The organism is Micromonospora cynarisoli (assembly GCF_030518815.1).
GTDB classification, from domain to species: Bacteria; Actinomycetota; Actinomycetes; order Mycobacteriales; family Micromonosporaceae; genus Micromonospora; species Micromonospora wenchangensis.
This window is the reverse complement of record NZ_CP130426.1, coordinates 6,511,195-6,533,731: the sequence shown is the minus strand read 5'-3', so window position 1 is coordinate 6,533,731 and position 22,537 is coordinate 6,511,195. Positions and strand designations below refer to the sequence as shown.

At 73.8% G+C, this 22,537-nt stretch carries 21 protein-coding genes and 1 riboswitch; of the genes, 7 read left to right on the top strand and 14 right to left on the bottom strand.

Annotated elements, in window-relative coordinates; genetic code table 11:
• Positions 1–67: 67 nt before the first annotated feature.
• A complete protein-coding gene (locus Q2K16_RS28810; RefSeq protein ID WP_302741424.1) occupies positions 68–991 on the bottom strand; it encodes an ornithine cyclodeaminase family protein in 924 nt (307 codons plus the stop codon).
• A gap of 91 nt (positions 992–1,082) precedes the next feature.
• A riboswitch (guanidine-III (ykkC-III) riboswitch) is annotated at positions 1,083–1,147 on the top strand.
• Positions 1,148–1,206: 59 nt separating this feature from the next.
• Between Q2K16_RS28810 and Q2K16_RS28805 the strand changes: the two genes are divergently transcribed.
• A complete protein-coding gene (locus Q2K16_RS28805; RefSeq protein ID WP_302741423.1) occupies positions 1,207–1,521 on the top strand; it encodes a DMT family transporter in 315 nt (104 codons plus the stop codon).
• A 101-nt stretch (positions 1,522–1,622) separates the two neighbouring features.
• Positions 1,623–1,868: a hypothetical protein gene (locus tag Q2K16_RS28800; RefSeq protein ID WP_302741422.1), complete on the top strand. Its 246-nt coding sequence runs from the start codon at positions 1,623–1,625 to the stop codon at positions 1,866–1,868.
• Positions 1,869–1,924: 56 nt separating this feature from the next.
• Here Q2K16_RS28800 and Q2K16_RS28795 read toward each other — a convergent pair whose 3' ends face one another.
• On the bottom strand, positions 1,925–4,396 hold the full coding sequence (locus tag Q2K16_RS28795) for an FtsK/SpoIIIE family DNA translocase (RefSeq protein ID WP_302741421.1): 2,472 nt from the start codon (positions 4,394–4,396) through the stop codon (positions 1,925–1,927).
• A 113-nt stretch (positions 4,397–4,509) separates the two neighbouring features.
• Between Q2K16_RS28795 and Q2K16_RS28790 the strand changes: the two genes are divergently transcribed.
• Both Q2K16_RS28790 and Q2K16_RS28785 read left to right on the top strand, forming a co-directional pair.
• Positions 4,510–4,986 carry a type III secretion system chaperone family protein gene (locus tag Q2K16_RS28790; protein ID WP_302741420.1) on the top strand — a complete coding sequence of 159 codons (477 nt, stop codon included), beginning with the start codon at positions 4,510–4,512 and terminating at the stop codon, positions 4,984–4,986.
• A complete protein-coding gene (locus tag Q2K16_RS28785; protein ID WP_302741419.1) occupies positions 4,983–6,587 on the top strand; it encodes a YbjN domain-containing protein in 1,605 nt (534 codons plus the stop codon). The genes Q2K16_RS28790 and Q2K16_RS28785 overlap by 4 nt, the downstream gene beginning before the upstream one ends.
• Positions 6,588–6,662: 75 nt before the next feature.
• Here the strand turns inward: Q2K16_RS28785 and Q2K16_RS28780 are convergent, their stop codons facing one another.
• The 6 genes from Q2K16_RS28780 to Q2K16_RS28755 form a co-directional block, all read right to left on the bottom strand.
• Positions 6,663–7,862, bottom strand: coding sequence for a S1 family peptidase (locus Q2K16_RS28780; RefSeq protein WP_302741418.1), 1,200 nt, complete (start codon positions 7,860–7,862; stop codon positions 6,663–6,665).
• Between the two features lie 178 nt (positions 7,863–8,040).
• Entirely contained in the window at positions 8,041–9,729 is a 1,689-nt protein-coding gene (locus Q2K16_RS28775) for a ribonuclease J (RefSeq protein ID WP_302741417.1), read from the bottom strand.
• A gap of 52 nt (positions 9,730–9,781) precedes the next feature.
• Entirely contained in the window at positions 9,782–10,708 is a 927-nt protein-coding gene (gene dapA / locus Q2K16_RS28770; protein WP_302741415.1) for a 4-hydroxy-tetrahydrodipicolinate synthase, read from the bottom strand.
• A gap of 46 nt (positions 10,709–10,754) precedes the next feature.
• A complete protein-coding gene (gene thyX, locus Q2K16_RS28765) occupies positions 10,755–11,498 on the bottom strand; it encodes an FAD-dependent thymidylate synthase (RefSeq protein WP_088645583.1) in 744 nt (247 codons plus the stop codon).
• A gap of 149 nt (positions 11,499–11,647) precedes the next feature.
• Positions 11,648–12,319 (bottom strand): DUF2752 domain-containing protein, encoded by a 672-nt coding sequence (locus Q2K16_RS28760; protein ID WP_489671822.1) that lies wholly within the window; start codon positions 12,317–12,319, stop codon positions 11,648–11,650.
• Positions 12,320–12,323: 4 nt separating this feature from the next.
• Positions 12,324–13,553, bottom strand: coding sequence for a winged helix-turn-helix domain-containing protein (locus tag Q2K16_RS28755; protein ID WP_302741414.1), 1,230 nt, complete (start codon positions 13,551–13,553; stop codon positions 12,324–12,326).
• A gap of 78 nt (positions 13,554–13,631) precedes the next feature.
• On the opposite strand from Q2K16_RS28755, the gene Q2K16_RS28750 reads away from it, so the two are divergent.
• The gene (locus Q2K16_RS28750; RefSeq protein WP_302741413.1) at positions 13,632–14,183 is read left to right on the top strand and encodes a GNAT family N-acetyltransferase; all 552 of its coding nucleotides are present in this window, start codon (positions 13,632–13,634) and stop codon (positions 14,181–14,183) included.
• On the opposite strand, the gene Q2K16_RS28745 is transcribed toward Q2K16_RS28750, so the two are convergent.
• A complete protein-coding gene (locus Q2K16_RS28745; RefSeq protein WP_302741412.1) occupies positions 14,082–15,419 on the bottom strand; it encodes a glycosyltransferase 87 family protein in 1,338 nt (445 codons plus the stop codon). The genes Q2K16_RS28750 and Q2K16_RS28745 overlap by 102 nt on opposite strands.
• Positions 15,420–15,455: 36 nt before the next feature.
• Here Q2K16_RS28745 and Q2K16_RS28740 point away from each other — a divergent pair, with 36 nt between their 5' ends.
• Positions 15,456–16,037, top strand: a complete 582-nt coding sequence (locus Q2K16_RS28740; RefSeq protein WP_302741411.1) for a GNAT family N-acetyltransferase — start codon at positions 15,456–15,458, stop codon at positions 16,035–16,037.
• A 77-nt stretch (positions 16,038–16,114) separates the two neighbouring features.
• Complete coding sequence (locus Q2K16_RS28735) at positions 16,115–16,495, top strand: VOC family protein (RefSeq protein ID WP_302741410.1); 381 nt, start codon at positions 16,115–16,117, stop codon at positions 16,493–16,495.
• Between the two features lie 13 nt (positions 16,496–16,508).
• On the opposite strand, the gene Q2K16_RS28730 is transcribed toward Q2K16_RS28735, so the two are convergent.
• The 5 genes from Q2K16_RS28730 to rpsO all read right to left on the bottom strand — a co-directional run bounded on the left by Q2K16_RS28730 (position 16,509) and on the right by rpsO (position 22,377).
• Positions 16,509–16,979: a GNAT family N-acetyltransferase gene (locus Q2K16_RS28730; RefSeq protein ID WP_302741409.1), complete on the bottom strand. Its 471-nt coding sequence runs from the start codon at positions 16,977–16,979 to the stop codon at positions 16,509–16,511.
• Between the two features lie 99 nt (positions 16,980–17,078).
• A complete protein-coding gene (gene dapB, locus Q2K16_RS28725) occupies positions 17,079–17,846 on the bottom strand; it encodes a 4-hydroxy-tetrahydrodipicolinate reductase (RefSeq protein ID WP_302741408.1) in 768 nt (255 codons plus the stop codon).
• Positions 17,847–18,015: 169 nt separating this feature from the next.
• Positions 18,016–19,302: a M16 family metallopeptidase gene (locus Q2K16_RS28720; RefSeq protein ID WP_302746645.1), complete on the bottom strand. Its 1,287-nt coding sequence runs from the start codon at positions 19,300–19,302 to the stop codon at positions 18,016–18,018.
• A 206-nt stretch (positions 19,303–19,508) separates the two neighbouring features.
• Positions 19,509–21,884 (bottom strand): polyribonucleotide nucleotidyltransferase, encoded by a 2,376-nt coding sequence (locus Q2K16_RS28715; protein WP_302741407.1) that lies wholly within the window; start codon positions 21,882–21,884, stop codon positions 19,509–19,511.
• Positions 21,885–22,107: 223 nt separating this feature from the next.
• Positions 22,108–22,377: a 30S ribosomal protein S15 gene (gene rpsO, locus Q2K16_RS28710; protein ID WP_067302624.1), complete on the bottom strand. Its 270-nt coding sequence runs from the start codon at positions 22,375–22,377 to the stop codon at positions 22,108–22,110.
• Positions 22,378–22,537: the final 160 nt, after the last annotated feature.

Here is a 22,537-nt window from a genome sequence, read left to right as displayed (position 1 = left end):
GCGGGCCCGACCGACGGCGGCGTGCGGTGTCGGCCGGTTCACCCTCCCCCGCTGACCCGGTCGGCGGTCAGACCGTCGTCGCTCCCACCCGGACCAGCCGGTCCAGCAGGGCGACCTCGGTGCCGGCCAGGCCGGTGGAGCAGAACACCGACACCTGGTCCGCGCCGGTCCGGCCGGGGACCGTCCCGGCCAGCACCGCCCCCAGGTCGCGCAGCCTGCCCGGGTACGGCCCGACGGCGGTCAGCATCGGGGGGTCGTACGCCGCCGCCTGGGCCGGCGAGTCGGTGACCAGCACGTCGGCGGCGTCGAGCAGGTCGGTGCCGAACTCGTGCCGGTGCACCTGCTTGAAGCCGACGGTGTTGACGTGGGTGCCCGGGGCGAGATCGGCGGCGGCCAGCACCGGGGTGACGCTGGTGGTGGCGAGCACCACCACGTCCCGGTCGCGGACCGCCTCGGCGGCCGAGCCGACGGCGCGGGCGGGTGTCCCCAGCTCGGCGCGGACCCGGGCGGCGAACGCCTCGCGGCGGGCCGCCGAGCGGCTGTGCACGGTCACCTCGCGCAGGGACCGGACGGCGGCGGTCGCCCAGACCTGCGTCCACGCCTGCCCGCCCGAGCCGATCACGCCCAGGGTGGCGGCGTCCGGGCGGGCCAGGGCGTCGACCGCCACCGCGCCCAGTCCCCCGGTACGCCGGGAGCCCAGCTCCGCGCCGACGGCGATGGCCCGTACCGCACCCGTCCGGGCGTCGTGCAGCACCACCAGTTGCTCGCCGGCCGGGTGGCCGAGGGTGTCGTAGGAGCGGAAGCCGTACCACTCGTCGGTGAGCTGCCCGGCGGTGAGCACCATCCGCCCGCCGGTCAGCGGTGCGGACGCCCGGGGTGGCGCGACGAGCCGGCCGGCGTGGGCGGCCAGCAGGGCGTCCCGCATCGCCGCGACGGTGGTCGGCGCGTCCAGGGTGGCGGCGACCTGCCGGTCGTCGAAGAGCAGCGTCATGTTCCCATGCTGCAACCTCAAGCTGACTTCAGCTCAAGGTCTGGTGGGGAGGATCACCCCACCAGGCCGGCCGGCGGTGCTAGCGTCGCTCGTGGTGGCCCGCGCGGCCACCCCGGACGAGTCGCGGGCGTACCCGGTCAGGCCAAGACGCCCCGTGCCGAACCGACTCGTCCCCGGCCGACGGCCCGGGACCCGCACCCCCGAGGTGACGCCCGATGGCCTGGATGGTGCTGGTGCTCTCCGGACTCCTGGAGACCGCGTGGGCGGTCTCCCTCGACCGCAGCGCCGGGTTCAGCCGGCCACTACCCTCGGCCGTCTTCGCGGTCACCCTGGTCGCCAGCATGGCCGGCCTGGCGTACGCGCTGCGCGACATCCCCGTCGGCACCGGCTACGCGGTCTGGGTCGGTATCGGGGCGGTCGGCACCGCCGTGGTCGGCATGGTCGCCCTCGGCGAGTCGACGAGCCTGCCCCGGCTGCTCAGCCTGCTGCTGGTGGTGGCCGGCGTGGTCGGCCTCAAGCTCTTCCACTGAGCTGACCCGTGCCCCTGGTCGAGGCCCGGTGCGTAGTTTCCGTCAGGTGTGGGTAGTGATCGATCAGCACAGCACTCAGGCTCCCGACCACGGAGGACGTCATGGCCGACATCCACGCCCCCGCCCGCCCGCGTACCAACGCCGCCCGCATCTGCACCATCCTGGCGTTCGTCTTCGCCGTCGTCGCGCTGCTGATCGCGCCGGTCATCTTCGGCATCATCGGCCTGGCGCTCGGCATCGTCGGCGCGGTGCTCGGCGACAAGCCGCTGGGCTGGTACGCCGCCGCCGCGAACGTGGCCGCCATCGTCCTGAGCCTGGTGCTGATCAGCGCCATGACGAACAGCTGACCCACCTGCGCGAACGGGCCCGCCGGAGATCCGGCGGGCCCGTCGCACGTCCCGGGTCAGTCCACGTCGCCGCGCAGGCCGACCAGCACCTCTTCCAGCTCGTCCGGCTTGACCAGCACGTCGCGGGCCTTGGAACCCTCGGACGGGCCGACCACCCCCCGGGTCTCCATCAGGTCCATCAACCGGCCCGCCTTGGCGAAACCGACCCGCAGCTTGCGCTGGAGCATCGACGTCGACCCGAACTGCGAGGTCACCACCAGCTCCACCGCCTGCACCAGCAGGTCCAGGTCGTCGCCGATGTCCTCGTCGATCTTCTTCTTGCTGTCCTGCGCCGGGGCCAGCACGTCGGAGCGGAACTCCGGCTCGCGCTGGTCCTTGCAGAACTTCACCACGTCGGCGATCTCACGCTCGGTCACCCAGGCGCCCTGGATGCGGACCGGCTTCGACGCGCCCATCGGCAGGAACAGCCCGTCGCCCCGGCCGAGCAGCTTCTCCGCGCCCGGCTGGTCGAGGATGACCCGGGAGTCGGCAAGCGACGAGGTGGCGAACGCCAGCCGGGACGGCACGTTCGCCTTGATCAGGCCGGTCACCACGTCGACGCTCGGCCGCTGGGTGGCCAGCACCAGGTGGATGCCGGCGGCGCGGGCCAGCTGGGTGATCCGGACGACCGAGTCCTCCACGTCGCGCGGGGCGACCATCATCAGGTCGGCCAGCTCGTCCACGATCACCAGCAGGTACGGGTACGGCCGCATCTCCCGCTCGCTGCCCGGCGGGGCCTTGATCTCGCCGTTGCGCACCTTGCGGTTGAAGTCGTCGATGTGCCGGACCCCGTTGGCGGCGAGGTCGTCGTAGCGCATGTCCATCTCGCGGACGACCCACTCCAGCGAGTCGGCCGCCTTCTTGGCGTTGGTCACGATCGGGGTGACCAGGTGCGGGATGCCCTCGTACCCGGTCATCTCGACCCGCTTGGGGTCGATCAGCAGCAGCCGCACCTCGTCCGGCGTGGCCCGGGTCAGGATGGACACCAGCAGGGTGTTGAGGCAGCTCGACTTGCCCGCGCCGGTGGCCCCGGCGATCAGGATGTGCGGCATCTTCGCGAGGTTGGCGACCACGAAGCCGCCCTCGATGTCCTTGCCGAGGGCCACCACCATCGGATGGTGGTCGCTGGTGGCCGCCCGGGACCGCAGCACGTCACCGAGGGCGACGTTCTCCGGGTCGGTGTTGGGGATCTCCACCCCGACCGCGCTCTTGCCCGGGATGGGGCTGAGGATGCGTACGTCGGGCGACTTCACCGCGTACGCGATGTTGCGGGAGAGCTGGGTGATCCGCTCGACCTTGACCCCGTGCCCCAGTTCGACCTCGTAGCGGGTGACGGTCGGGCCCCGGGTGAAACCGGTGACCTCGGCGTCCACCCCGAACTGGTCGAAGACGCCGGTCAGCGCGGCGATCACCTCGTCGTTGGCCTTGCTGCGGGTCTTCGGGGCCGCGCCACCGGTGAGCATGTTGGCCGGCGGCAGCACGTAGTCGCCGGCCAGCCCGGTCAGCGCGAGCTGCTCGGCGCGGGTGGGCGGGGCGGAGTGCTCCGGCGGCTCCACCGGCTTGCGGCGGGCCGGCACCCGGCTCGCCGGCCGGCGGGGCAGCACGATCGTCTCCTGGAGGTCGACCTCGGGGCCGACGTCGTCGAAGTCGTCGGGGTCGGGCGGCGGGGGCGCGGCCTTACGGGCGGGTCGTCTACGGGCCGGCTTCGCGGCGGACTCCGTCGGCTCCGCGTCCTCCTCGGCCGGAGCCTCGGGCGGGGCGACCAGCGTGCCGGCGAGCAGACCGAGCCGCTCCGGGATCTTGTTGATCGGGGTGGCGGTCACCACCAGCAGGCCGAAGACGAGCAGCAGGATCAGCAGCGGCAGCGCCACCCAGGCGGTCACCGCCCGCTCCAGCAGGTCGCCGATGCCGGCGCCGACGAGGCCACCGGCGTAGTCACGCTGCACCGGGTCGACGGGATTCTGTCCGATGTGCAGCATCGCCGCCGTGGCGACCAGCATGGAACCCCAGCCGACCAGGCCACGCCCCCGGTGCTCCGGGTCCACCGGGGTACGCATCAGCCGCCAGGCGCCGATCATCAGCAGCACCGGCACCACCACCGCGATCGCGCCCAGGAACAGGCGCACGGTGTCGGCCAGGCGCGCGCCGAACGGGCCGGCGCCGGAGAACCAGATCGCCACCGCGCTGAGGATGGCCAGCCCGAACAGCAGCAGGCCGGCGCCGTCGCGGCGGTGCTCCGGGTCCAACTCCCGGGCGGAGGCGGCCTGCCGGCCGGCGGCCCGGAAGCCCCACCCGACCCCGTGCGCCAGGCCCATCCACAGTGCCCCGATGGCCCGGCCCACGTAGGCCGCCGGAGCGGGCCTGGGTGCCGGCCGCCGCCGGGCCGCCGCCCGGGTGGTCTTCTTCGCCGGCTGACGGGCACGACTGTTCGTGGTGCCGCGCGGCGACGCGCCGCGTCGCCGGCTCGCCTGAGAGGTACGGCCCGCCATAGAGTCACCGTAACGGCGTTACCCGGAAGATCGCCGCTTTTCCGGGTCGTGTCCGCGCGTCGCAGCACGGACCACGCCCGTAGACGTGTTATTCGCCTCAGAAGGGATGCCCGATGGCGTCGCCTGCTTTCGCGGACCGTCCCGACCCCCTCGCGGGTCACCCGCAGGCCCTGCGTCCGCTGACCACCGACCTGGTCGCCGCCGTGCTGGGCACCCGGGGGTACGTCGTCGTCACCGACGGCGACGGGGACCTCGTGGGCCGCTGGGACGACAGCCTGATCTGGTTCCTGCGTCAGGGCGTCCACGGCGAGCTGCTCCAGGTCCGCACCCTGGCGGCGGCGACCTTCGGCATCGACCACGTGCCGGCGCTCTACGCCTTCTGCAACGCGTGGAACCACGAGCGGTTCTGGCCGAAGGCGTTCGTGCACGTCGACGACGACGGCCGGGCCCAGGTCTGCGGCGAGGTGATCACCGACCTGGAACGCGGGGTCACCCCGCACCAGCTCGACCGGTTGCTCGACTGCGGCATCACCGCCGGCTGCCAGCTCGCCGCCGCCGTCGGCCGGCTACCCGGCCGGACGCCCGGATGACCGGCGGGTTCCGTCCCGGGGCGGACGGGCCGCCCGCGCCGCGCGACCCGGGCCTGGCCGCCGCGTTCGCCGACGCCGGGGACCTGCCCGACGGGGAGGCCCGGCTGGCCGAACTCGACCGCATCGCCGCCCGCGCCGACGCGCTGGGCGACCCGCACTCCGCCCTGGACGCCCGGTTCGCACTGGTGGCGGCGTACCTGCGGCACGGTGGACGGTGGCGGATCATCGAGCCGGTACGCCGCCTGCTGGCCGCCGTTGACCGGTCCCCCGAACTGCTCGACGCCCGCCCCGGCGACGCGGAACTGCTGCGCCGGCACCTGCGCCAGGCGGTGGAGGCCGCGATCGGCACCCCCCGGATCGGGCTGGACCAGGCGTACGCCCTCCTCGACGCGCTGGCCCGCCGGGTCGGCGCGGAGGCCGGCGTGGTCGCCCAGCTGCGGTGCCGGCTCGCCGACCACACAGGTGACGAGCCCACCGCCCGCCGGTGGTACGACAGGTGGAGGGCCGCCGCGCCGGACCCGGAGACCGGCTGCGCCGCCTGCCTGGCGGTACGCCGCGCCGAACTGCTCGCCGGCTGGGGGGACGACCGGGCCGCGTTGGCGGCGCTGCGCCCCGCGCTCGACGCCGGGGTCGACTGCACCGACCAGCCGGAACGGGCCCTCGCGGTGGGGCTGCTGCCGTGGCTGCGTACCGGGGCGGCCGGCCAGGCCGCGACGGCGCACCTGCGGGCGTACCGGCGGCACCGGCGGGAACGCGCGGCGTTGCCGTACCTGGCCGCGCAGTTGCGGTTCTGCGCGCTGGCCGGACACCCGGACCGGGCGCTTGACCTCCTCGCCGAGCAGTTGCCCCGGCTGGACCACCCCTACGACGACCTGTCGGCGATGGAGTTCGCCGCCGCCGGGGCGCTGGTCTGCGCGCTCGCCGCCGATTCCGGCCACGACGGTCGACGGATACGCCGCCCCGGCCACGCCGACCGGCCCACCGCCGAACCGGACGTGGCGACCCTCGGCACCGACCTGCTGGCCGAGGCGACCCGGCTGGCGGGCAGCTTCGACGCGCGCAACGGCACCGGGCACCACGCCGGCCGGATCGCCGCCTGGCTGGCCGAACGGCCGACCGGCGACCCGGTGCCCCTGCCGGAGCCGGAGAGCGTCGACGGCCCGGCCGACGAACCGTTCCTGCCCTCGGCCGAGGAGCCGGCCCCGCTGAGCCTGGCGCAGCTCGCCGCCGTGCTGGACACCCGGGGCGACGTGTACGCCGTCGACGCCGCAGGCGTGGTGGTCGGCCGCTGGGACGAGGCGGTCGTGCAGTTCCGCCTGCTCGGCCGGCACGGGGAGATCCTGCACGCCCGGGTGGTGGCGGCCCGGCGGCTGGCGGCGGGACGGCTGACCGAGGCGTACGAGTTCTGCAACGCGTGGAACCACGACCGGCTGCTGCCGAAGGCGTACGTCCACGAGTTGCCCGGCGGTGAGCTGGTGCTGGCCGGCGACGTCACCACCGACCTGGCGCACGGGGTGGCCCCGGCGCAGCTCGGCATCCTGGTCGACGCGGCGGTGAGCACCGGCGTCGCGTACGCCGACGCGGTCGCCGCCCTGCCCTGACCGCCGCCGCCCCGGACGCGGAAGCGGCCCCCGACCTGCGGGCGGTGGAGGTCGGGGGCCGCGGTACCGGGGTGGTCAGCGGCCGCGTCGCGTCGCCTGCTGGCCGCCGTCCGCGGTGACCAGGGTCAGGTTGTTGCGCTGGAGGATCTCGTTGACCGGCTGGAAGAACGTGACGCCGCCGACCGTGCAGTCGCCGGAGCCGCCGGAGGTGACCCCCTGCGCCTGGTCGCCGGCGATCCACGAGCCGCCGGAGTCGCCCGGTTCGGCGCAGACGTCGGTCCGGGTCAGGCCGGTCACCGTCCCCTCCGGATAGTTGACGGTGGCGTTGCGGGCCTGGACGACGCCGCACCGGGCCCCGGTGGTGGAGCCGGAACGGCAGATCGACGCGCCGGGCGGCACCTCGGCGGAGCCGTTGACCGGCACCGTGCCGCCGTTGAAGTCACTGACCACCCCCTGCGGGGTCCACTGGCCGTTGGTGCGCACGAACGCCCAGTCGTCGCGCGGGAACGACGACGCCGCGAACACCCCCTGCCGGGCCTGGTTGAACCCGGTGGTGCGGTCGCCGACCCGGCCGCAGTGCCCGGCGGTGACGAACCCGCCCACCACCGCGAAGCCGATCGAGCAGCGGCCGATGTCGTTGATGAAGAACGGGTCACCGCCGACCAGGTCGAACAGCGGTCGCGGCTGCTCCCGGGAGGTGGTCACCCGCACCGCGTCCGCCGGGGCCCCGCTGCCCGCCGCCCACCGGCGGGCCCGCGCCTCGGCACCCGGTTGGGCGAGCACCACCACGGAGTTGGTGGCGACGTCGACGTACCAGCCGGTGATGGCCGGGGACGCCTGCCCGCCCACCGCGTCGAGCCGGGTCTTCGCCGCGTCCAACTCGCCGACGGCCCGGTCGACCGGCTTGGGCACCGCGCCGGCGGCCCGGACCCGGTCGGCCTGGGCGGGGTCGGCGACCGCCACGTTCAGGGTGGACCCGTCGCCGCTGAGCCAGGCTCCGCCGTAGTCGTTGCCGAGCGCGGCGCGCAGCCCGGTCAACCGGGCGGCGGCCTGCTGCTCGGCGGTCAACCGCCGGACCGCCTGGTCCCGGCTGATCCGCAGGTCGCGGCTGAGCGCGTCCACCACCTCGGGGGCCGGCCCGCCGACCGCACGGGCGTCGGTCCCCCCGGCGCGTGGCGTGCCCTGGTCACCGGCGAACGACGGCAGGGTCACCGCCGCCGTCAGTCCCGTCGCCGCCAGCACGACGCCGATCGCTGTCATCCGTCTGCGGTCCATCCGTCATGCTCCTCCCGGCCGACGCGGGGTACGCCCGCCGGACGGAGGTACGCAGCCGGCCACCGTCCGGATGAGCCGATCCGCAGTTATCGACGGAACGTGCCCGCCTGATCACCCGGAGAGACCCCGGTCGGCCGCGGCGTCGCGCCGATGTCGACGCGACGCCGGTCGGCCCCGGTCAGACCTCGACGACGGTCGGGACGATCATCGGGCGGCGGCGGTACGCGTCGTTGACCCAGCGCCCCACGGTGCGCCTGACGATCTGCTGGAGCTGGTGCGGATCGGTGACGCCGTCCGCGGCGGCCCGGTTCAGCGCCTCGGTGACCAGCGGGATCACCGGGTTGAACGCGGCCGGGTCCTCGGAGAAGCCCTTCGCCGACAGGGTCGGGCCGGCGACCACCTTGCCGGTGACCGAGTCGACGACCACGGTGGTGGCGATGAAACCGCCGTCGCCGAGGATCCGCCGCTCGGTGAGCAGCGACTCGCTGACGTCCCCCACGGCCAGGCCGTCGACGTAGACGTAGCGGCTCTTCACGTGCCCGACCACGCTGGCCCGGCCCTCGACCAGGTCGACGACGTCGCCGTCCTCGCAGATCACGACCCGGTCCGGGGCGACGCCGGACTCGACGCCGAGCCGGGCGTGCGCCCGCAGGTGCCGCCACTCGCCGTGCACCGGCATCAGGTTGCTCGGGCGCACCACGTTGAGCAGGTAGAGCAGCTCACCGGCCGGGGCGTGCCCGGAGACGTGCACCTTGGCGACGTCCTTGTGCACCACCACCGCGCCGGCCCGGGCCAGCCGGTTGATCACCCGGTAGACCGAGGTCTCGTTGCCGGGCACCAGCGACGAGGCGAGCACGACCGTGTCGCCGGGGGCGATGGTGATGTGCCTGTGGTCGCCGCTGGCCATCCGACCCAGCGCGCTCATCGGCTCGCCCTGCGAACCGGTGGACATCAGCACGATCTGGTCGGGTGGCAGCGTGGTGGCCTCCTCGATGCCGATCACCAGACCGGCCGGGATGTTGAGCAGGCCGAGGTCCCGGGCGATGCCCATGTTGCGGACCATCGACCTGCCGATCAGCGCCACCTTGCGGCCGTGCTCCAGCGCCGAGTCGAAGACCTGCTGCACCCGGTGCACGTGCGAGGCGAACGAGGCGACGATGATCCGCCCCTTCGCCTTGGCGAAGATCGAGTCGAGCACCGGCCCGATCTCCCGCTCCGGGGTGACGAAACCGGGGATCTCGGCGTTGGTGGAGTCCGACAGCAGCAGGTCGACGCCCTCCGCGCCGAGCCGGGCGAAACCGGCCAGGTCGGTGATCCGGCCGTCCAGCGGGAGCTGGTCCATCTTGAAGTCACCTGTGTGCAGCACCAGGCCGGCCGGGGTACGCACGGCCACCGCGAGGGCGTCCGGGATCGAGTGGTTGACCGCGAAGAACTCGCACTCGAACGGGCCCAGCCGCTCCCGCCCGCCCTCGCGGACGGTGAGCGTGTAGGGCTGGATGCGCCGCTCGGCCAGCTTCGCCTCGACCAGGGCGAGGGTGAACTGGGAGCCGACCAGGGGAATGTCAGGCTTGTGGGCGAGCAGGTACGGCACCGCGCCGATGTGGTCCTCGTGACCGTGGGTCAGCACGATCGCCTGCACGTCGGCCAGCCGGTCCAGGATCGGCCCGAAGTCGGGCAGGATCAGGTCCACGCCGGGCTGCTCCACGTCGGGGAAGAGCACCCCGCAGTCGATGATCAGCAGCTTGCCGTCGTACTCGAAGACTGTCATGTTCCGGCCGATGGCACCGAGTCCGCCGAGCGGGATGATCCGCAGCCCGCCCTCGGGCAGCGGCGGGGGCAGTTCACCCTCGAATTGCGCCTCGGTCACGCGTCCACCTCATTCTGCGACGCCGTAACCCGGCGTCCGTCGTGTCGTTCGATCATTCGGGCAGGTCCAGGCCCGCCGCCGCGCAGTCCGCGCGCAGCAGGGCCAGTTCATCGTCGGTGGCGTCCACCAGCGGCGGACGCACCGGGCCGGCGGGCAGGCCCAGCACGTTCAGGCCCGCCTTCACCAGGATGGTGCCCGGGCTGCGGAAGATCCCGGTGAACAGCGGCAGCAGCCGCCGGTGCAGGGCCAGCGCCGTGCCGGTGTCACCCGCGTCGTACGCCTCGATCATCTGCTTGGCGAGCGCGCCGGTGAAGTGGGTCGACGTGCCGACCAGCCCGACCCCGCCGACCGCCAGGGTGGGCAGGGTGAGCGAGTCCTCGCCGCTGTAGAAGGCGAGGTCGGTGCGGCTGGTCACCCAGCCGGTGGCGGTCAGGTCGCCCTTGGCGTCCTTGACCGCGACGATCCGCTCGTGCGCGGCGAGCCGCACCAGCGTCTCGGTCTCGATCGGCACCCCGGCGCGGTGCGGGATGTCGTACATCATGATCGGCAGGCCGGTGCCGTCGGCGACGGCGGTGAAGTGCGCCACCAGCCCCCGCTGCGGCGGCCTGCTGTAGTACGGGGTCACCACCAGCAGGCCGTGCGCGCCGGCCTTCTCGGCCGCGGCGGCCAGCTCGATGGTGTGCCGGGTGTCGTTGGTGCCGACACCGGCCACGATCTGCGCCCGGTCACCGATCGCCTCGACCACCGCGCGGATCAGCGTCTCCTTCTCCGCGTCCGAGGTGGTCGGCGACTCGCCGGTGGTGCCGTTGAGCACCAGCGCGTCGTTGCCCTGCTCGTCGACGAGGTAGGTCGCCAGCCGGACGGCCCCGTCGAGATCGAGGGAGCCGTCGGCGGTGAACGGGGTCGCCATCGCGGTGAGCAGCCGCCCGAACGGGCGCGACACGCCCCGGTCGGGGGCGGCAGGGTGGTCGTGCGTCATGCTCACAACCTAGCGGACGAGCACCGGACAGCCGGTGGGGAAGGGCTCAGGACAGCTGTGCGTGCGGGCTGGTCGCCACCTCGGTGCCGTCGGGCAGGGTCGAGACGACGAAGTCGGCGAAGACGTTCGGGGCGACCCGCTGGAGCTGCCGCAGGCACTCCACGGCCAGCTCACGGATCTCGACGTCGGCGTGCTCGGTGGCCCGCATCCCGATGAAGTGCCGCCAGGCGCGGTAGTTGCCGGTGACCACGATCCGGGTCTCGGTGGCGTTGGGCAGCACCGCCCGCGCCGCCTGGCGGGCCTGCTTGCGGCGCAGCGTCGGGTTGGGCTCGTCGGCGAACCGCTGCTCCAGCCCCTCCAGCAGTTCGGTGTACGCCCGCACGCTCGCCTCGGCGGCCTCGACGAACCGCTTGTGCAGCTCCGGGTCGTCGGCGATCACCGCCGGCTCGACCATCGCCGCGTCCCGCTCCGGCACGTAGCGCTGGGAGAGCTGGGAGTAGGAGAAGTGCCGGTGCCGGATCAGCTCGTGGGTGAACGAGCGGGACACCCCGGTGAAGTAGAACGTCACACTGCCGTGCTCCAGCACCGACAGGTGCCCGACCTCCAGGATGTGCGCCAGGTAGCCGGCGTTGGTGGCGGTCGCCGGGTTCGGCTTCTTCCAGCTCTGGTAGCAGGCCCGGCCGGCGAACTCGGCGAGCGCCTGGCCGCCCTCGGCGTCGGTCGACCACGGCACGCCGTCGGGGGCCTGGAACTGGGTCCACGCGATCAACTGCACCTGGGGCTGCACCATCTCCGGCATTCCTGCGACTGTAGTGGCCAGGTGGGCTGCGGGGAAACTCGGGCCACCGCGCTGACCAGCGAGATCACGGACCGTTCCGGCCGGGGGCGGCGGCGGGTGGCCAACGTCTCCCACCCGGCCCGCCGCCCGGCTCAGGCCGGTCAGACGTACAGGGCGGTGAACGGCGCCCAGGGCAGGTTGCGCAGCACCGAGAAGGCCATCCAGACGGCCAGGAACCCGCCGATCACCGGGGAGCTGAGCCGCAGCTCGGGCAGCCGCCACCCGAACGCCTGCCGACCGGCCCAGGCGACGAAGAGGTACGCCAGGAAGGGCACCGCGAAGACGAACACGGCGTGGTGGCGGGCGGCGGCCGGCAGGTCGGCGTGCAGGAGGTACCACAGCGCGCGGGTGCCCCCGCAGCCCGGACAGTCCAGCCCGGTGGTCAGCTTGAGCAGGCAGCTCGGCGCGGCGTCGGGGTCGCTGGTGGTCGGCTCGCTGACCAGCGCGTATCCCATCCCGGCGGTGACGCAGCCGAGCGCGGCCAGCGGGGCCGCCCAGCGCGGCGAACGGGCGTGCAACCGGAGCACGAAGCGGGTGAGCCGGTCCGGCTCCGGTGGCTGCCACACCACCGGCGGCCCCGCCGACCAGGACCCGGGCGGCAGCCCGTCGACGCCCGTGCCCGCCGCCGGGTGGGGGTGCGGCCCGGCCGGCGTGCCGACGGGGGGCGGGTCGCTCAGCGGATGGGTGACGCCGGCCGGTGCGGCACCGGTCGACGTCGGATCGGTGCCCTGCCCCGACCGGGTCGGCCCGGTCGGCCCGTCAACGCTCGTCACGGCCTCACGGTACACCGGTGAGGCTGCGCAACGCGGCGGTCAGCGGGGCGGCCAGGTCACCGGCCGCCGGTGGGGCGACCGCGTCCAGGCCGAGCCAGCCGGCGAGCCGGTGCAGCTCGGCGGCGAGCGCGACGGCGGTCTCCCCCGGGTCGACGCCGGGCTCCTGCCAGGCCGCCGGCACCAGCAGCACCCCGGCCCTGCGGTCGGCCTTGAGGTCGACCCGGGCCGTGAACCGCTCCCCCTGTAGGAACGGCAGCACGTAGTAGCCGTGCACCCGCTGCGCGGCCGGCACGTAGATCTCGATCCGGTAGCCGAAGCCGAACAGCCGCTCCGTGCGGGCCCGCTCCCAGACCAGCGGGTCGAACGGGCTGACCAGGGTGTTGCCCCGGACCCAGCGGGGCAGCCGGGCGTCGACGTGCCGCCAGGCCGGCTGCCGCCACCCCTGCACCGTCACCGGCACCAGCACGCCGGCCTCGACCAGGTCGGCGACCGCCTGCCGGGCACCGGCCAGCGGGAGCCGGAAGTAGTCCCGCAGCTCCGGCTCGGCGGCCACCCCCAGCGACCGGGCGGCCACCGCGACCAGGGTGCGGTACGCCTGCGCGTCGGTCGGCGTGTGGGCGTCGAGCACGGCCGCCGGCAGCACCCGTTCGGGCAGGTCGTAGCGGCGGGCGAAGGAGGGTGTCCGGTCGGCGGCGGTGACCTCGCCGGCCCAGAACAGGAACTCCAGCGCCCGCTTCACCGCCGACCAGTTCCAGCCCCAGTGGCCGGTCTCCCGGGGCGCGTCGTGTTCGATCTCGGCGGCGGTCAGCGGGCCCCGGGCGGCCACCTCGTCGCGCACCCAGGCGACCAGTTCGGGCTGCTCGGCGGCGATCCGGCGCATCCCGCCCCAGGCGTCGTCGCGGGCCTTGGCCATCCGCCAGCGCAGCGCGGCGTGCAGCCCCACCGGCACCAGGGACGCCTCGTGCCCCCAGTATTCGAACAGCTCGCGGGGGCGGCGGTAGGCGGCGGTGTCGAGCAGGCTGGTCGGGTAGGGCCCGAGCCGGCTGTAGAGCGGCAGGTAGTGCGCCCGTTGCAGCACGTTGACCGAATCCATCTGGATCAGCCCGACCCGGTCGAGCACCCGGCGCAGGTGCCGGCGGGTGGGCACCCCGGCGGGCGCAGGGTCGGCGAAACCCTGGGCGGCGAGCGTCATCCGCCGGGCCTGGGCGAGCGAGAGCGATTCCGGTGCGACCATCGCCGACGACCCTAGACCAGCGGTACGACACCGGAGCGGACGCTGGACCGACCGCCCGTCGGGGCATAGAACGGACGCATGCTCACCATCCGCCGCGAGGAGCCCGACGACGCCGAGGCGATCGCCCGGGTGCACATCCACGGCTGGCAGGCCGGGTACGCCGGCATCATGCCCGCCGAGGTGCTGGCCCGACTCAACCCGGTGGCCTGGGCGCAACGCCGGCGGGACGTGGGCACGGCCGACCCGGAGCACCCGTTCACCACCCTGCTCGCCGAGGTCGACGGGCTGCCGGCCGGGTTCGCCACCTTCGGGCCGTACCGCAACAACCAGGACCGGGGCGACCTGGACCCGGCGTACGGCGAGGTGCTGGCGATGTACGTGGAGCCGGCGCACTGGGGCGACGGCACCGCGCGGCACCTGTTCGCCGCCGCCCGCGACGCTCTGGCGGCACGCGGCTGGCGGGAGTACCGGGTGTGGGTGCTCGCCGACAACGCCCGCGCCCGCCGGTTCTACGAGCGGGCCGGCCTGTCAGTCGACGGCGAGCGGTCCCGTTACCCGGTGCCGCTGGCCGGTGGCGGTCCCCCGGTGTACCTCGACGAACTGCGCTACACCGGCCGGTTGCCCGACTGAGCCGGCCGGAGGCCGCCCGACGCCGGGGTCGACAGGTCCCGCCGGGTCGCCGGGTCGGCCGCCGACCGGAGCCGCCCAGCCACGGATCGGCAGCAGCACCAGCAACGCGAGGCTGATCCAGACGTAGGTGTTGCTGCCCAGGAAGCCGCCGATCCCGGTGAAGTCCTTCTCCCAGGCCCAGACGATCCGGCTGCACAGCAGCGCGTAGCCGACCACCGCGCCGGCCAGCAGCGCGCGTCGCCGCAGGCTGCCGGCGGGCGCGGCGACCGCGTTGTCGACAAGCAGGATCAGCGCCGGGATCAACCAGACCAGGTGGTGCACCCAGGTGACCGGGCTGACCAGGCACATCAGCGCGCCGGTCAGGGCCAGCCCGGTGGCCTCGTCGCCGACCGCCACGGCGGCCCGGCAGCGCCACGCCCAGACGGCCAGGGTGACCAGCACCAGCGCCAGCCAGGCCAGGGTGCTCGGGTGCTCCGGGTCGAGCCGGGCCACCACGCCGCGCAGCGACTGGTTGGACACGAACGCCAACTCGCCCACCCGGTCGGTGTTCCACAGCGCCGACGTCCAGAACTCCCGGGCGGCGTCGGGGAAGACGGCGGCGGCGAGCAGGGTCGCGGCGGCAGCGGCGGCGACGGCGGTGCCGGCGGCCCGGAACCGCCTGGTGATCAGCAGGTAGACGATGAAGACGCCCGGGGTCAGCTTGATCGCGGTGGCCAGCCCGATGCCGACCCCGGCCCACCGGTTGCCGGCCGGCAGCAGCCGCAGCAGGTCCACCGCCACCAGGAACAGCAGCAGCATGTTGACCTGGCCGAAGTTGACGGTCTCCCGCATCGGTTCGAACGCGGCGGCCAGGCAGAGCGCCACCGCCAGGACGAACCACCGGGTCCAGCCGGCCCGCCCGGCGACCGGGGCGAGCAGCCACCAGACCAGCACCGCGCTGACCAGCACCGTGGCCGCCACGCTGACGGTGATCGCGGCCGGCCACGGCAGGTACGCCATCGGCAGCATCACCAGGGCGGCGAACGGCGGGTAGGTGAAGCCGTACTGGGTGCCGGGCTTGAGGTAGTCGTAGATCTCGCCGTGGTCGTGCACCCAGAAGTGCAGCGCGCCGTAGTAGACCTTCAGGTCGAAGAAGCCGTGCCGGACGGCCGCCACGGAGAGGAACGCGGCCACCGCGGCGGCGAGCACCACCACCGCGACGACCTGCCCGGCCGTCCGCCTGGCCCCCTGCGCCACCGTCGTCTCCCTCGCTGTGGCCTAGGCTTTCGTGCCATGGCTCTGGGGTACGTCCGCCCGGCGCGTCCCGAGGACGCCGCCGAGATCGCCCGTGTGCAGCTCGCGACCTGGCGGGTCGCGTACCGTCGGCTGCTGCCCCGGCACGTGCTCGACAACCTGGACGAGGCGTGGCTCGCCCGGCGGTGGAGCGCGGCGGTGCAGGAGCCGCCCTCGGCTGCGCACCGGGTGCTCGTCGCCGTGGAACAGGCCGAGCAATCCTATCTGGTGGGTTTCGCGGCTTCCGGGCCGGCGGACGCGGAAGCGCTCGCCCCGGGCGAGCCGGAGACGGCGCTGGGTGCCGGGGTGGTCGCGGTGACCGACCTGCTGGTCGAGCCGCGCTGGGGCCGGCGCGGGCACGGCAGCCGGCTGCTCGCCGCCGCCGTGGACGCCTGGCGTGCCGACGGGTTCACCCACGCGGTCGCCTGGACGTTCGACGGCGACGAGGCGATCCGTAGGTTCCTCACCAGCACCGGCTGGGAGCCGGACGGCGCGGCCCGCGCGCTGGACGTCGACGACATGCTCGTCCCCCAGGTACGGCTGCACGTCGCGGTCCCCGCCGAGCCGGACGACACGCCCTGACGACCCGCCCCGATTCTGTCGGCCCACCCTGGTAGACCGGAGGCGGGAGTGCGCCACCGACGGTGAGGGAGACGGGCATGTTCCGGGAGACGAAGGCGTTCAGCGGGTTCTCGGCCGACGACACGGACCGGGCCCGGGAGTTCTACGCCGGCACCCTCGACCTGCGGGTGTCGCAGCTGGGCGGCCCGGGCGGGCTGCTGATGCTGCACCTGGCCGGCGACCGGGACGTGGTGGTCTATCCCAAGGCCGACCACGTGCCGGCGACGTTCACCGTGCTCAACTTCCCGGTGGCCGACGTCGACCGGGCGGTCGACGAGCTGACCGACCGGGGGGTGCGGTTCACGCACTACCCGGGGTTGCCGCAGGACGACCGGGGGATCATGCGCGACAACGGGCCGACGATCGCCTGGTTCACCGACCCGGCCGGCAACATCCTGTCCGTCATCGAGCAGGAGTGACACCGCGCCGGGGTCAGCGGCGCAGCTCGACGACCAGTTCGTCGTCCTCCGTCGCCCCGGTCGGGGCGAAGCCCAGCGAGGCGTAGAGCCGGGCGGCGGCCGTGTTGTCCGGGTGGTACGACAACCGGACGGGACGCCCGCCGTCCGGCCCGCCCAGCCAGGCGGCGAGGGTGCGTACGGCGGCCCGGCCCACCCCCCGGCCCTGCTCGGCGGCGTCGATCAGCATCCCGCCGATCCACCGGGACCCGTCGTCGTCGACGCCCCACATGACGTGGCCGGCCACGGTCTCGTCGGCGTACACCGCCAGCGACGTCCAGACCTCGGAACGCGAGGTCAGCACCAGGTAACGCGCCGCCAGCGCGGGCACCCACCGCCGCTGGTCGTCGCGGGGGGCCAGGTCGGCCACCGCCCGCCAGTTGTCGTCGTCCACCGGACGCAGGGTGACCCGCCGCCCGGCCCGATCGGTGTGTCCGGAATCCAGCACCGGGGCAGCCTAGGGGCGCACGACGGTCCACCACCAAACGAATTCGCCCCCACCGCCCGCACCGGCTCCGGCGTGACACGGACGCCGGCCCGGCCGGGTCTAGTCGAGCAGGGGGTCCAGGCCGACGGTCAGGCCCGGCCGCCGCCGGACCGTCCGCACCGCCAGCAGCACCCCGGGCATGAACGACACCCGGTCGTACGAGTCGTGCCGGATGGTCAACGTCTCGCCGAGGGTGCCGAACAGCACCTCCTGGTGGGCGAGCAGGCCGGTGGCGCGGACCGCGTGCACGCGTACCCCGTCGATGTCGGCGCCCCGCGCGCCGGGCACCTCGTCCTTGGTGGCGTCGGGGGCCGGGTCGAGGCCGGCCTCGGCGCGGGCCTGCGCGATCAGCCGGGCGGTGTGGGTGGCGGTGCCGCTCGGCGCGTCGAGCTTGCGCGGATGGTGCTGCTCGATGATCTCCACGGACTCGAAGTGCCGGGCCGCGCGGGCGGCGAACTGCATCATCAGCACCGCGCCGATGCCGAAGTTGGGGGCGATCACCACCCCGACGTCGGGCCGGTCGGCGAGCCAGCCGCGCACCTGCTCCAGCCGCTGCCCGGTGAAGCCGGTGGTGCCGACCACCGCGTGCACGCCCTGGTCGATGCACCAGCGCAGGTTGTCCATGACCACGTCCGGGGTGGTGAAGTCGACGACCACCTCGGCGGCGGAGGCGGCGGACAACTCGTCGCCCTGGTCGACGGCGGCCACCAGCGCCAGGTCGTCGGCCCCGTCGACCGCCCGGCACACCTCGGCGCCCATCCGGCCCCGGGCACCCAGCACGCCGACCCGGACCGCCCCTGCCGGGCCCTTCTCCTGCTCGTCAGTCACGCGGCACAACCTATCCCAATCGGGACGCGGGCCACCGCCGGACCACCACCGTCCCACCGGCCGGTCCCGGTACGCACTCCGGACCCGACCGCGAGTCGCCGCCCACCCCGGACACCGGCGGGTCGGACCGCCGCCGGGACGACCCGGCGGCGGGTGGCGGGTGGCGGACTCAGCCGGCGAAGTCGTGCTCGCCGAACGGGCCGACCACCGCCAGCGACATCGGCCGGCCCAGCAGCTCGGCGGCGAGGGTGTTCACGTCGGCCACGGTCACCGCGTCCACCCGGGCCAGCAGCTCGTCCACCGGCATCAGGTCGCCGTAGAGCAGCTCACCCTTGGCCAGCCGGCTCATCCGGGAGCCGGTGTCCTCCAGGCCCAGCACGAACGAGCCCTTGCTCATCCCCTTGCCCCGGGCCACCTCCGCCTCGGTCAGCCCGTCGGCGGCCACCCTGGCCAACTCGGCGCGGGTCAACTGGAGCACCTCGTCGACCTTGCCCGGCGCGCAGCCGGCGTAGACGGCGAACAGGCCGCTGTCGGCGTACTGGCTGGCGTAGGAGTAGACCGAGTAGGCCAGGCCACGCCGCTCGCGGATCTCCTGGAACAGCCGGCTGGACATGCCGCCGCCGAGGACGTTGTTGAGCACCCCGAGGGCGAACCGCCGCTCGTCGACCCGGTCGATGCCGGGGCAGCCGAGGATGACGTGCGCCTGCTCGGTCTCCTTCGGCTCGACCAGGACGGTGGCCGGACTGGTGCGTACCGCCGGGGTGTTCGGCCGGGGCGTGCCCGGCGCGGCCGGGTCGGTGTCCAGCGGGGTGCCGCGCAGCGCCTGGCGGACCAGCCGGACCACGGTGGTGTGGTCGAGGTTGCCGGCGGCGGCGATCACGATCTGCGGCGCGGTGTACCTGCGGCGGTAGAAGCTCTGGATCTGCCTGCGGGTCATCGGGGTGACCGTCTCCTCGGTGCCGGAGATCAACCGGCCGAGGGGGTGGTCGCCGTAGACGGCGCGGGCGAACAGGTCGTGCACCTCGTCGCCCGGCTCGTCGTCGTGCATGGCGATCTCTTCGAGGATGACCCCGCGTTCGGTCTCCACGTCGGCCGGTTCCAGCAGCGAGTCGGCGACCGCGTCGCACATCACGTCGATGGCCAGCGGCAGGTCCTCGTCGAGCACCCGCGCGTAGTAGCAGGTGTACTCCTTGGTGGTGAAGGCGTTGGTCTCACCACCTACCGCCTCGATCTCGGCGGAGATCTCCAGCGCGGTGCGCTTCTGGGTGCCCTTGAACAGCAGGTGTTCCAGGAAGTGCGCGGCACCGGCCTGCGGGCCCGTCTCGTCCCGCGAGCCGACCGTGACCCAGATGCCGAACGAGACGCTGCGCATCGTCGGGATCGCCTCGGTGAGCACCCGCAACCCGCTCGGCAGCACGGTCCGCCGTACGGTGCCGCCCAGCGGGTCGTCACTGATCGTGCGGGTGACCGCCCGGGACGGAGCCCCGGCGCGGCTGGGCTGCCCTGCGACGGCGTGCCGGACGGGCGACGCCGCCGGCCACCGGCCCGGGGGGAACGACGAACGCTGGGCGCGGCTCACGCAGACCTGCTTCCCGTGCGACGAGGGGTGGAGGGAACACACCGGCCGGGTGACGACCTCGTCGTCACCCGGCCGGTCACTGCTCAGCTGTGCCGGGTACGCCGACGCGGACGCTCGCCGCCGTCGCCACCCTCGCCGCCACCCGGGCCACGCTCGCCGCGCTCCGGCGCCCGGCCACCCCGGTCGCCGCCCCGGTCACCGCGGTCACGCGGACCCCGGTCACCGCCCCGGCCGGCCGGCCGGTCGCCACCGGCAGCCTCACCGGCGGCCGGTGCCTCGGCACCCTCCGGCCGGACCTTGTCCAGGTAGATCTTGCCGCGGGCGTCGATGTCCGCGATCTCCACCTCGACCTTGTCGCCGACGTTGAGGAAGTCCTCGACCCGCTCGACCCGCTTGCCGTCGCCCACCTTGGAGATGTGCAGCAGGCCGTCGCGGCCGGGCAGCAGCGAGATGAACGCGCCGAACGCGGCGGTCTTGACCACCGTGCCGAGGAACCGCTCGCCGGCCTTGGGCAGGGTCGGGTTGGCGATCCCGTTGATCCGGTCCACGGCGGCCTGCGCCGCCGGGCCGTTGGTCGCGCCGACGTAGATCGTGCCGTCGTCCTCGATGGAGATCTCGGCGCCGGTCTCGTCCTGGATGGCGTTGATGGTCTGCCCCTTCGGGCCGATCACCATGCCGATCTTGTCCACCGGGATCTTGACGGTGGTGACCCGGGGCGCGTAGTCCGACATCTCGGCCGGGGCCTCGATCGCCGCCTGCATCACCCCGAGGATGGTCTGCCGGGCCTCGTTCGCCTGCTGGAGCGCGGCGGCGAGCACGTCCGACGGGATGCCGTTGAGCTTGGTGTCGAGCTGGAGCGCGGTGACGAACTCCGGCGTGCCGGCGACCTTGAAGTCCATGTCACCGAACGCGTCCTCGGCACCGAGGATGTCGGTCAGCGTCACGTACTGGGTCTTGCCGTCGACCTCGTCGGAGATCAGGCCCATCGCGATGCCGGCCACCGGCGCCTTGAGCGGCACACCGGCCGACAGCAGCGCCAGCGTCGAGGCGCAGACCGACCCCATCGAGGTCGAGCCGTTGGAGCCGAGCGCCTCGGAGACCTGCCGGATGGCGTACGGGAACTCCTCGCGCGACGGCAGCACCGGCAGCAGCGCCCGCTCGGCCAGCGCGCCGTGGCCGATCTCCCGCCGCTTCGGCGAGCCGACCCGGCCGGTCTCCCCGGTCGAGTACGGCGGGAAGTTGTAGTTGTGCATGTAGCGCTTGCGGTTCTCCGGGGAGAGGGTGTCCACCATCTGCTCCATGCGCAGCATGTTCAGCGTGGTGACGCCGAGGATCTGGGTCTCGCCCCGCTCGAACAGCGCGGAACCGTGCACCCGGGGCAGCACGCCGACCTCGGCGGTGAGCGGCCGGATGTCGCGCGGGCCCCGGCCGTCGATGCGGACCTGCTCGCGCAGCACCCGGTTGCGGACCTCGGACTTGGTCAGCGAACGGAAGGCGGCGGAGAGTTCCTTCTCCCGGCCCTCGAACCGACCGGTCAGCTCCTCGGCGACCTTGGCCTTGACCCGGTCCAGGGCCTCCTCGCGGTCGGCCTTGCCGGCGATCTGGAGCGCCTCGGCCACCTCGGCGCGGACCAGCTCGGCCACCGCCTGGTAGACGTCGTCCTGGTAATCGAGGAAGACCGGGAACTCGGTGACCGGCTTCGCGGCCACCTCGGCCAGCTCGCTCTGCGCGCGGCACAGCTCGCGGATCGCCGGCTTGGCGGCCTCCAGGCCGCTGGCGACGATCTCCTCGGTCGGGGCGGTCGCGCCGCCGGCGATCAGGGTCACCGCGTGCGGGGTCGCCTCGGCCTCGACCATCATGATCGCGACGTCGCCGTCGTCGAGGGCGCGGCCGGCCACCACCATGTCGAAGGTGGCCCGGGACAGCTCCTCCAGGGTCGGGAACGCCACCCACTGACCCTCGACGTGGGCCACCCGGGTCGCCCCGATCGGGCCGGAGAACGGCAGGCCGGACAGCTTCGTCGACATCGAGGCCGCGTTGATGGCGACCACGTCGTACGGGTGCTGCGGGTCGAGCGCGAGGACGGTCTCGACGACCTGGACCTCGTTGCGCAGGCCCTTGACGAACGACGGGCGCAGCGGCCTGTCGATCAGCCGGCAGGTGAGGATCGCGTCCTCGCTGGGCCGGCCCTCGCGGCGGAAGAACGAGCCGGGGATGCGGCCCGCGGCGTACATCCGCTCCTCGACGTCGACGGTCAGCGGGAAGAAGTCGAACTGCTCCTTCGGGTGCTTACCGGCGGTGGTAGCGGAGAGGACGACCGTCTCGCCGAGCTGGGCGATGACGGAGCCGGCGGCCTGGCGGGCCAGCCGGCCGGTGGAGAAGGTGATCTCACGGGTGCCGAACGACCCGTTGTCGATCACGGCGGTGCGGGATTCGGTGCCGAGGTTGGTCTCGGTCATGTGCGGCGGTACTCCTTCGCGTCGTGGGCCCACGACACCGGAGCTGCTCAGACGGCCGGTCTTCGATCGAAGCGCCCGGGTGGCCGGCATGGTGCCGGGATGCCCGGGGGCCACTACCGGAGACCGGTACGCTGACCGGCTCCCTCTCGGGTGGTCGCGCGGCCCTCTTCTTCTGGTGGTGCGCGGAACGGGGGAGCGGCCCGGTGGCCACTCCCCCGTCACGTCATCGGCGCAGGCCGAGTCGCTCGATCAGCGACCGGTAGCGGTTGATGTCCTTCTTCTGGACGTAGTTGAGCAGCCGACGGCGCCGACCGACCAGCAGCAGCAGCCCACGGCGGCTGTGGTGGTCGTGCTTGTGCACCTTCAGGTGCTCGGTCAGCTCCGCGATCCGCTTGGTGAGGACCGCGACCTGCACCTCCGGCGAACCGGTGTCGCCCTCGGCGGTCGCGTACTCCGAGCGGATCTTGGCCTTGGCTTCCTGGTCGAGCGCCATGTTCTCCCTGTTTCGGTGGGTTGACAACTGGTGTCCGTGGTTCGGGTCCGCGTGGACCGGAGACGGACGAACCTCGCACCCGCGGCGTCGTGCAGGCACGCGAGGCCCCGCGTCGGTCATCCGACGTCACCGCCACACTACCAGCCCGTCGCGGAACCGC

Coding starts and splice junctions, on each gene's coding strand:
- Q2K16_RS28750 (WP_302741413.1), top strand. CDS start 13,632: ATGCTCACCATCCGCCGCGAGGAGCCCGACGACGCCGAGGCGATCGCC.
- Q2K16_RS28715 (WP_302741407.1), bottom strand. CDS start 21,884: ATGACCGAGACCAACCTCGGCACCGAATCCCGCACCGCCGTGATCGAC.
- Q2K16_RS28735 (WP_302741410.1), top strand. CDS start 16,115: ATGTTCCGGGAGACGAAGGCGTTCAGCGGGTTCTCGGCCGACGACACG.
- Q2K16_RS28780 (WP_302741418.1), bottom strand. CDS start 7,862: ATGGACCGCAGACGGATGACAGCGATCGGCGTCGTGCTGGCGGCGACG.
- Q2K16_RS28795 (WP_302741421.1), bottom strand. CDS start 4,396: ATGGCGGGCCGTACCTCTCAGGCGAGCCGGCGACGCGGCGCGTCGCCG.
- rpsO (WP_067302624.1), bottom strand. CDS start 22,377: ATGGCGCTCGACCAGGAAGCCAAGGCCAAGATCCGCTCGGAGTACGCG.
- Q2K16_RS28755 (WP_302741414.1), bottom strand. CDS start 13,553: ATGGTCGCACCGGAATCGCTCTCGCTCGCCCAGGCCCGGCGGATGACG.
- Q2K16_RS28740 (WP_302741411.1), top strand. CDS start 15,456: ATGGCTCTGGGGTACGTCCGCCCGGCGCGTCCCGAGGACGCCGCCGAG.
- Q2K16_RS28800 (WP_302741422.1), top strand. CDS start 1,623: ATGGCCGACATCCACGCCCCCGCCCGCCCGCGTACCAACGCCGCCCGC.
- Q2K16_RS28785 (WP_302741419.1), top strand. CDS start 4,983: ATGACCGGCGGGTTCCGTCCCGGGGCGGACGGGCCGCCCGCGCCGCGC.
- Q2K16_RS28810 (WP_302741424.1), bottom strand. CDS start 991: ATGACGCTGCTCTTCGACGACCGGCAGGTCGCCGCCACCCTGGACGCG.
- Q2K16_RS28805 (WP_302741423.1), top strand. CDS start 1,207: ATGGCCTGGATGGTGCTGGTGCTCTCCGGACTCCTGGAGACCGCGTGG.
- dapA (WP_302741415.1), bottom strand. CDS start 10,708: ATGACGCACGACCACCCTGCCGCCCCCGACCGGGGCGTGTCGCGCCCG.
- Q2K16_RS28790 (WP_302741420.1), top strand. CDS start 4,510: ATGGCGTCGCCTGCTTTCGCGGACCGTCCCGACCCCCTCGCGGGTCAC.
- thyX (WP_088645583.1), bottom strand. CDS start 11,498: ATGGTGCAGCCCCAGGTGCAGTTGATCGCGTGGACCCAGTTCCAGGCC.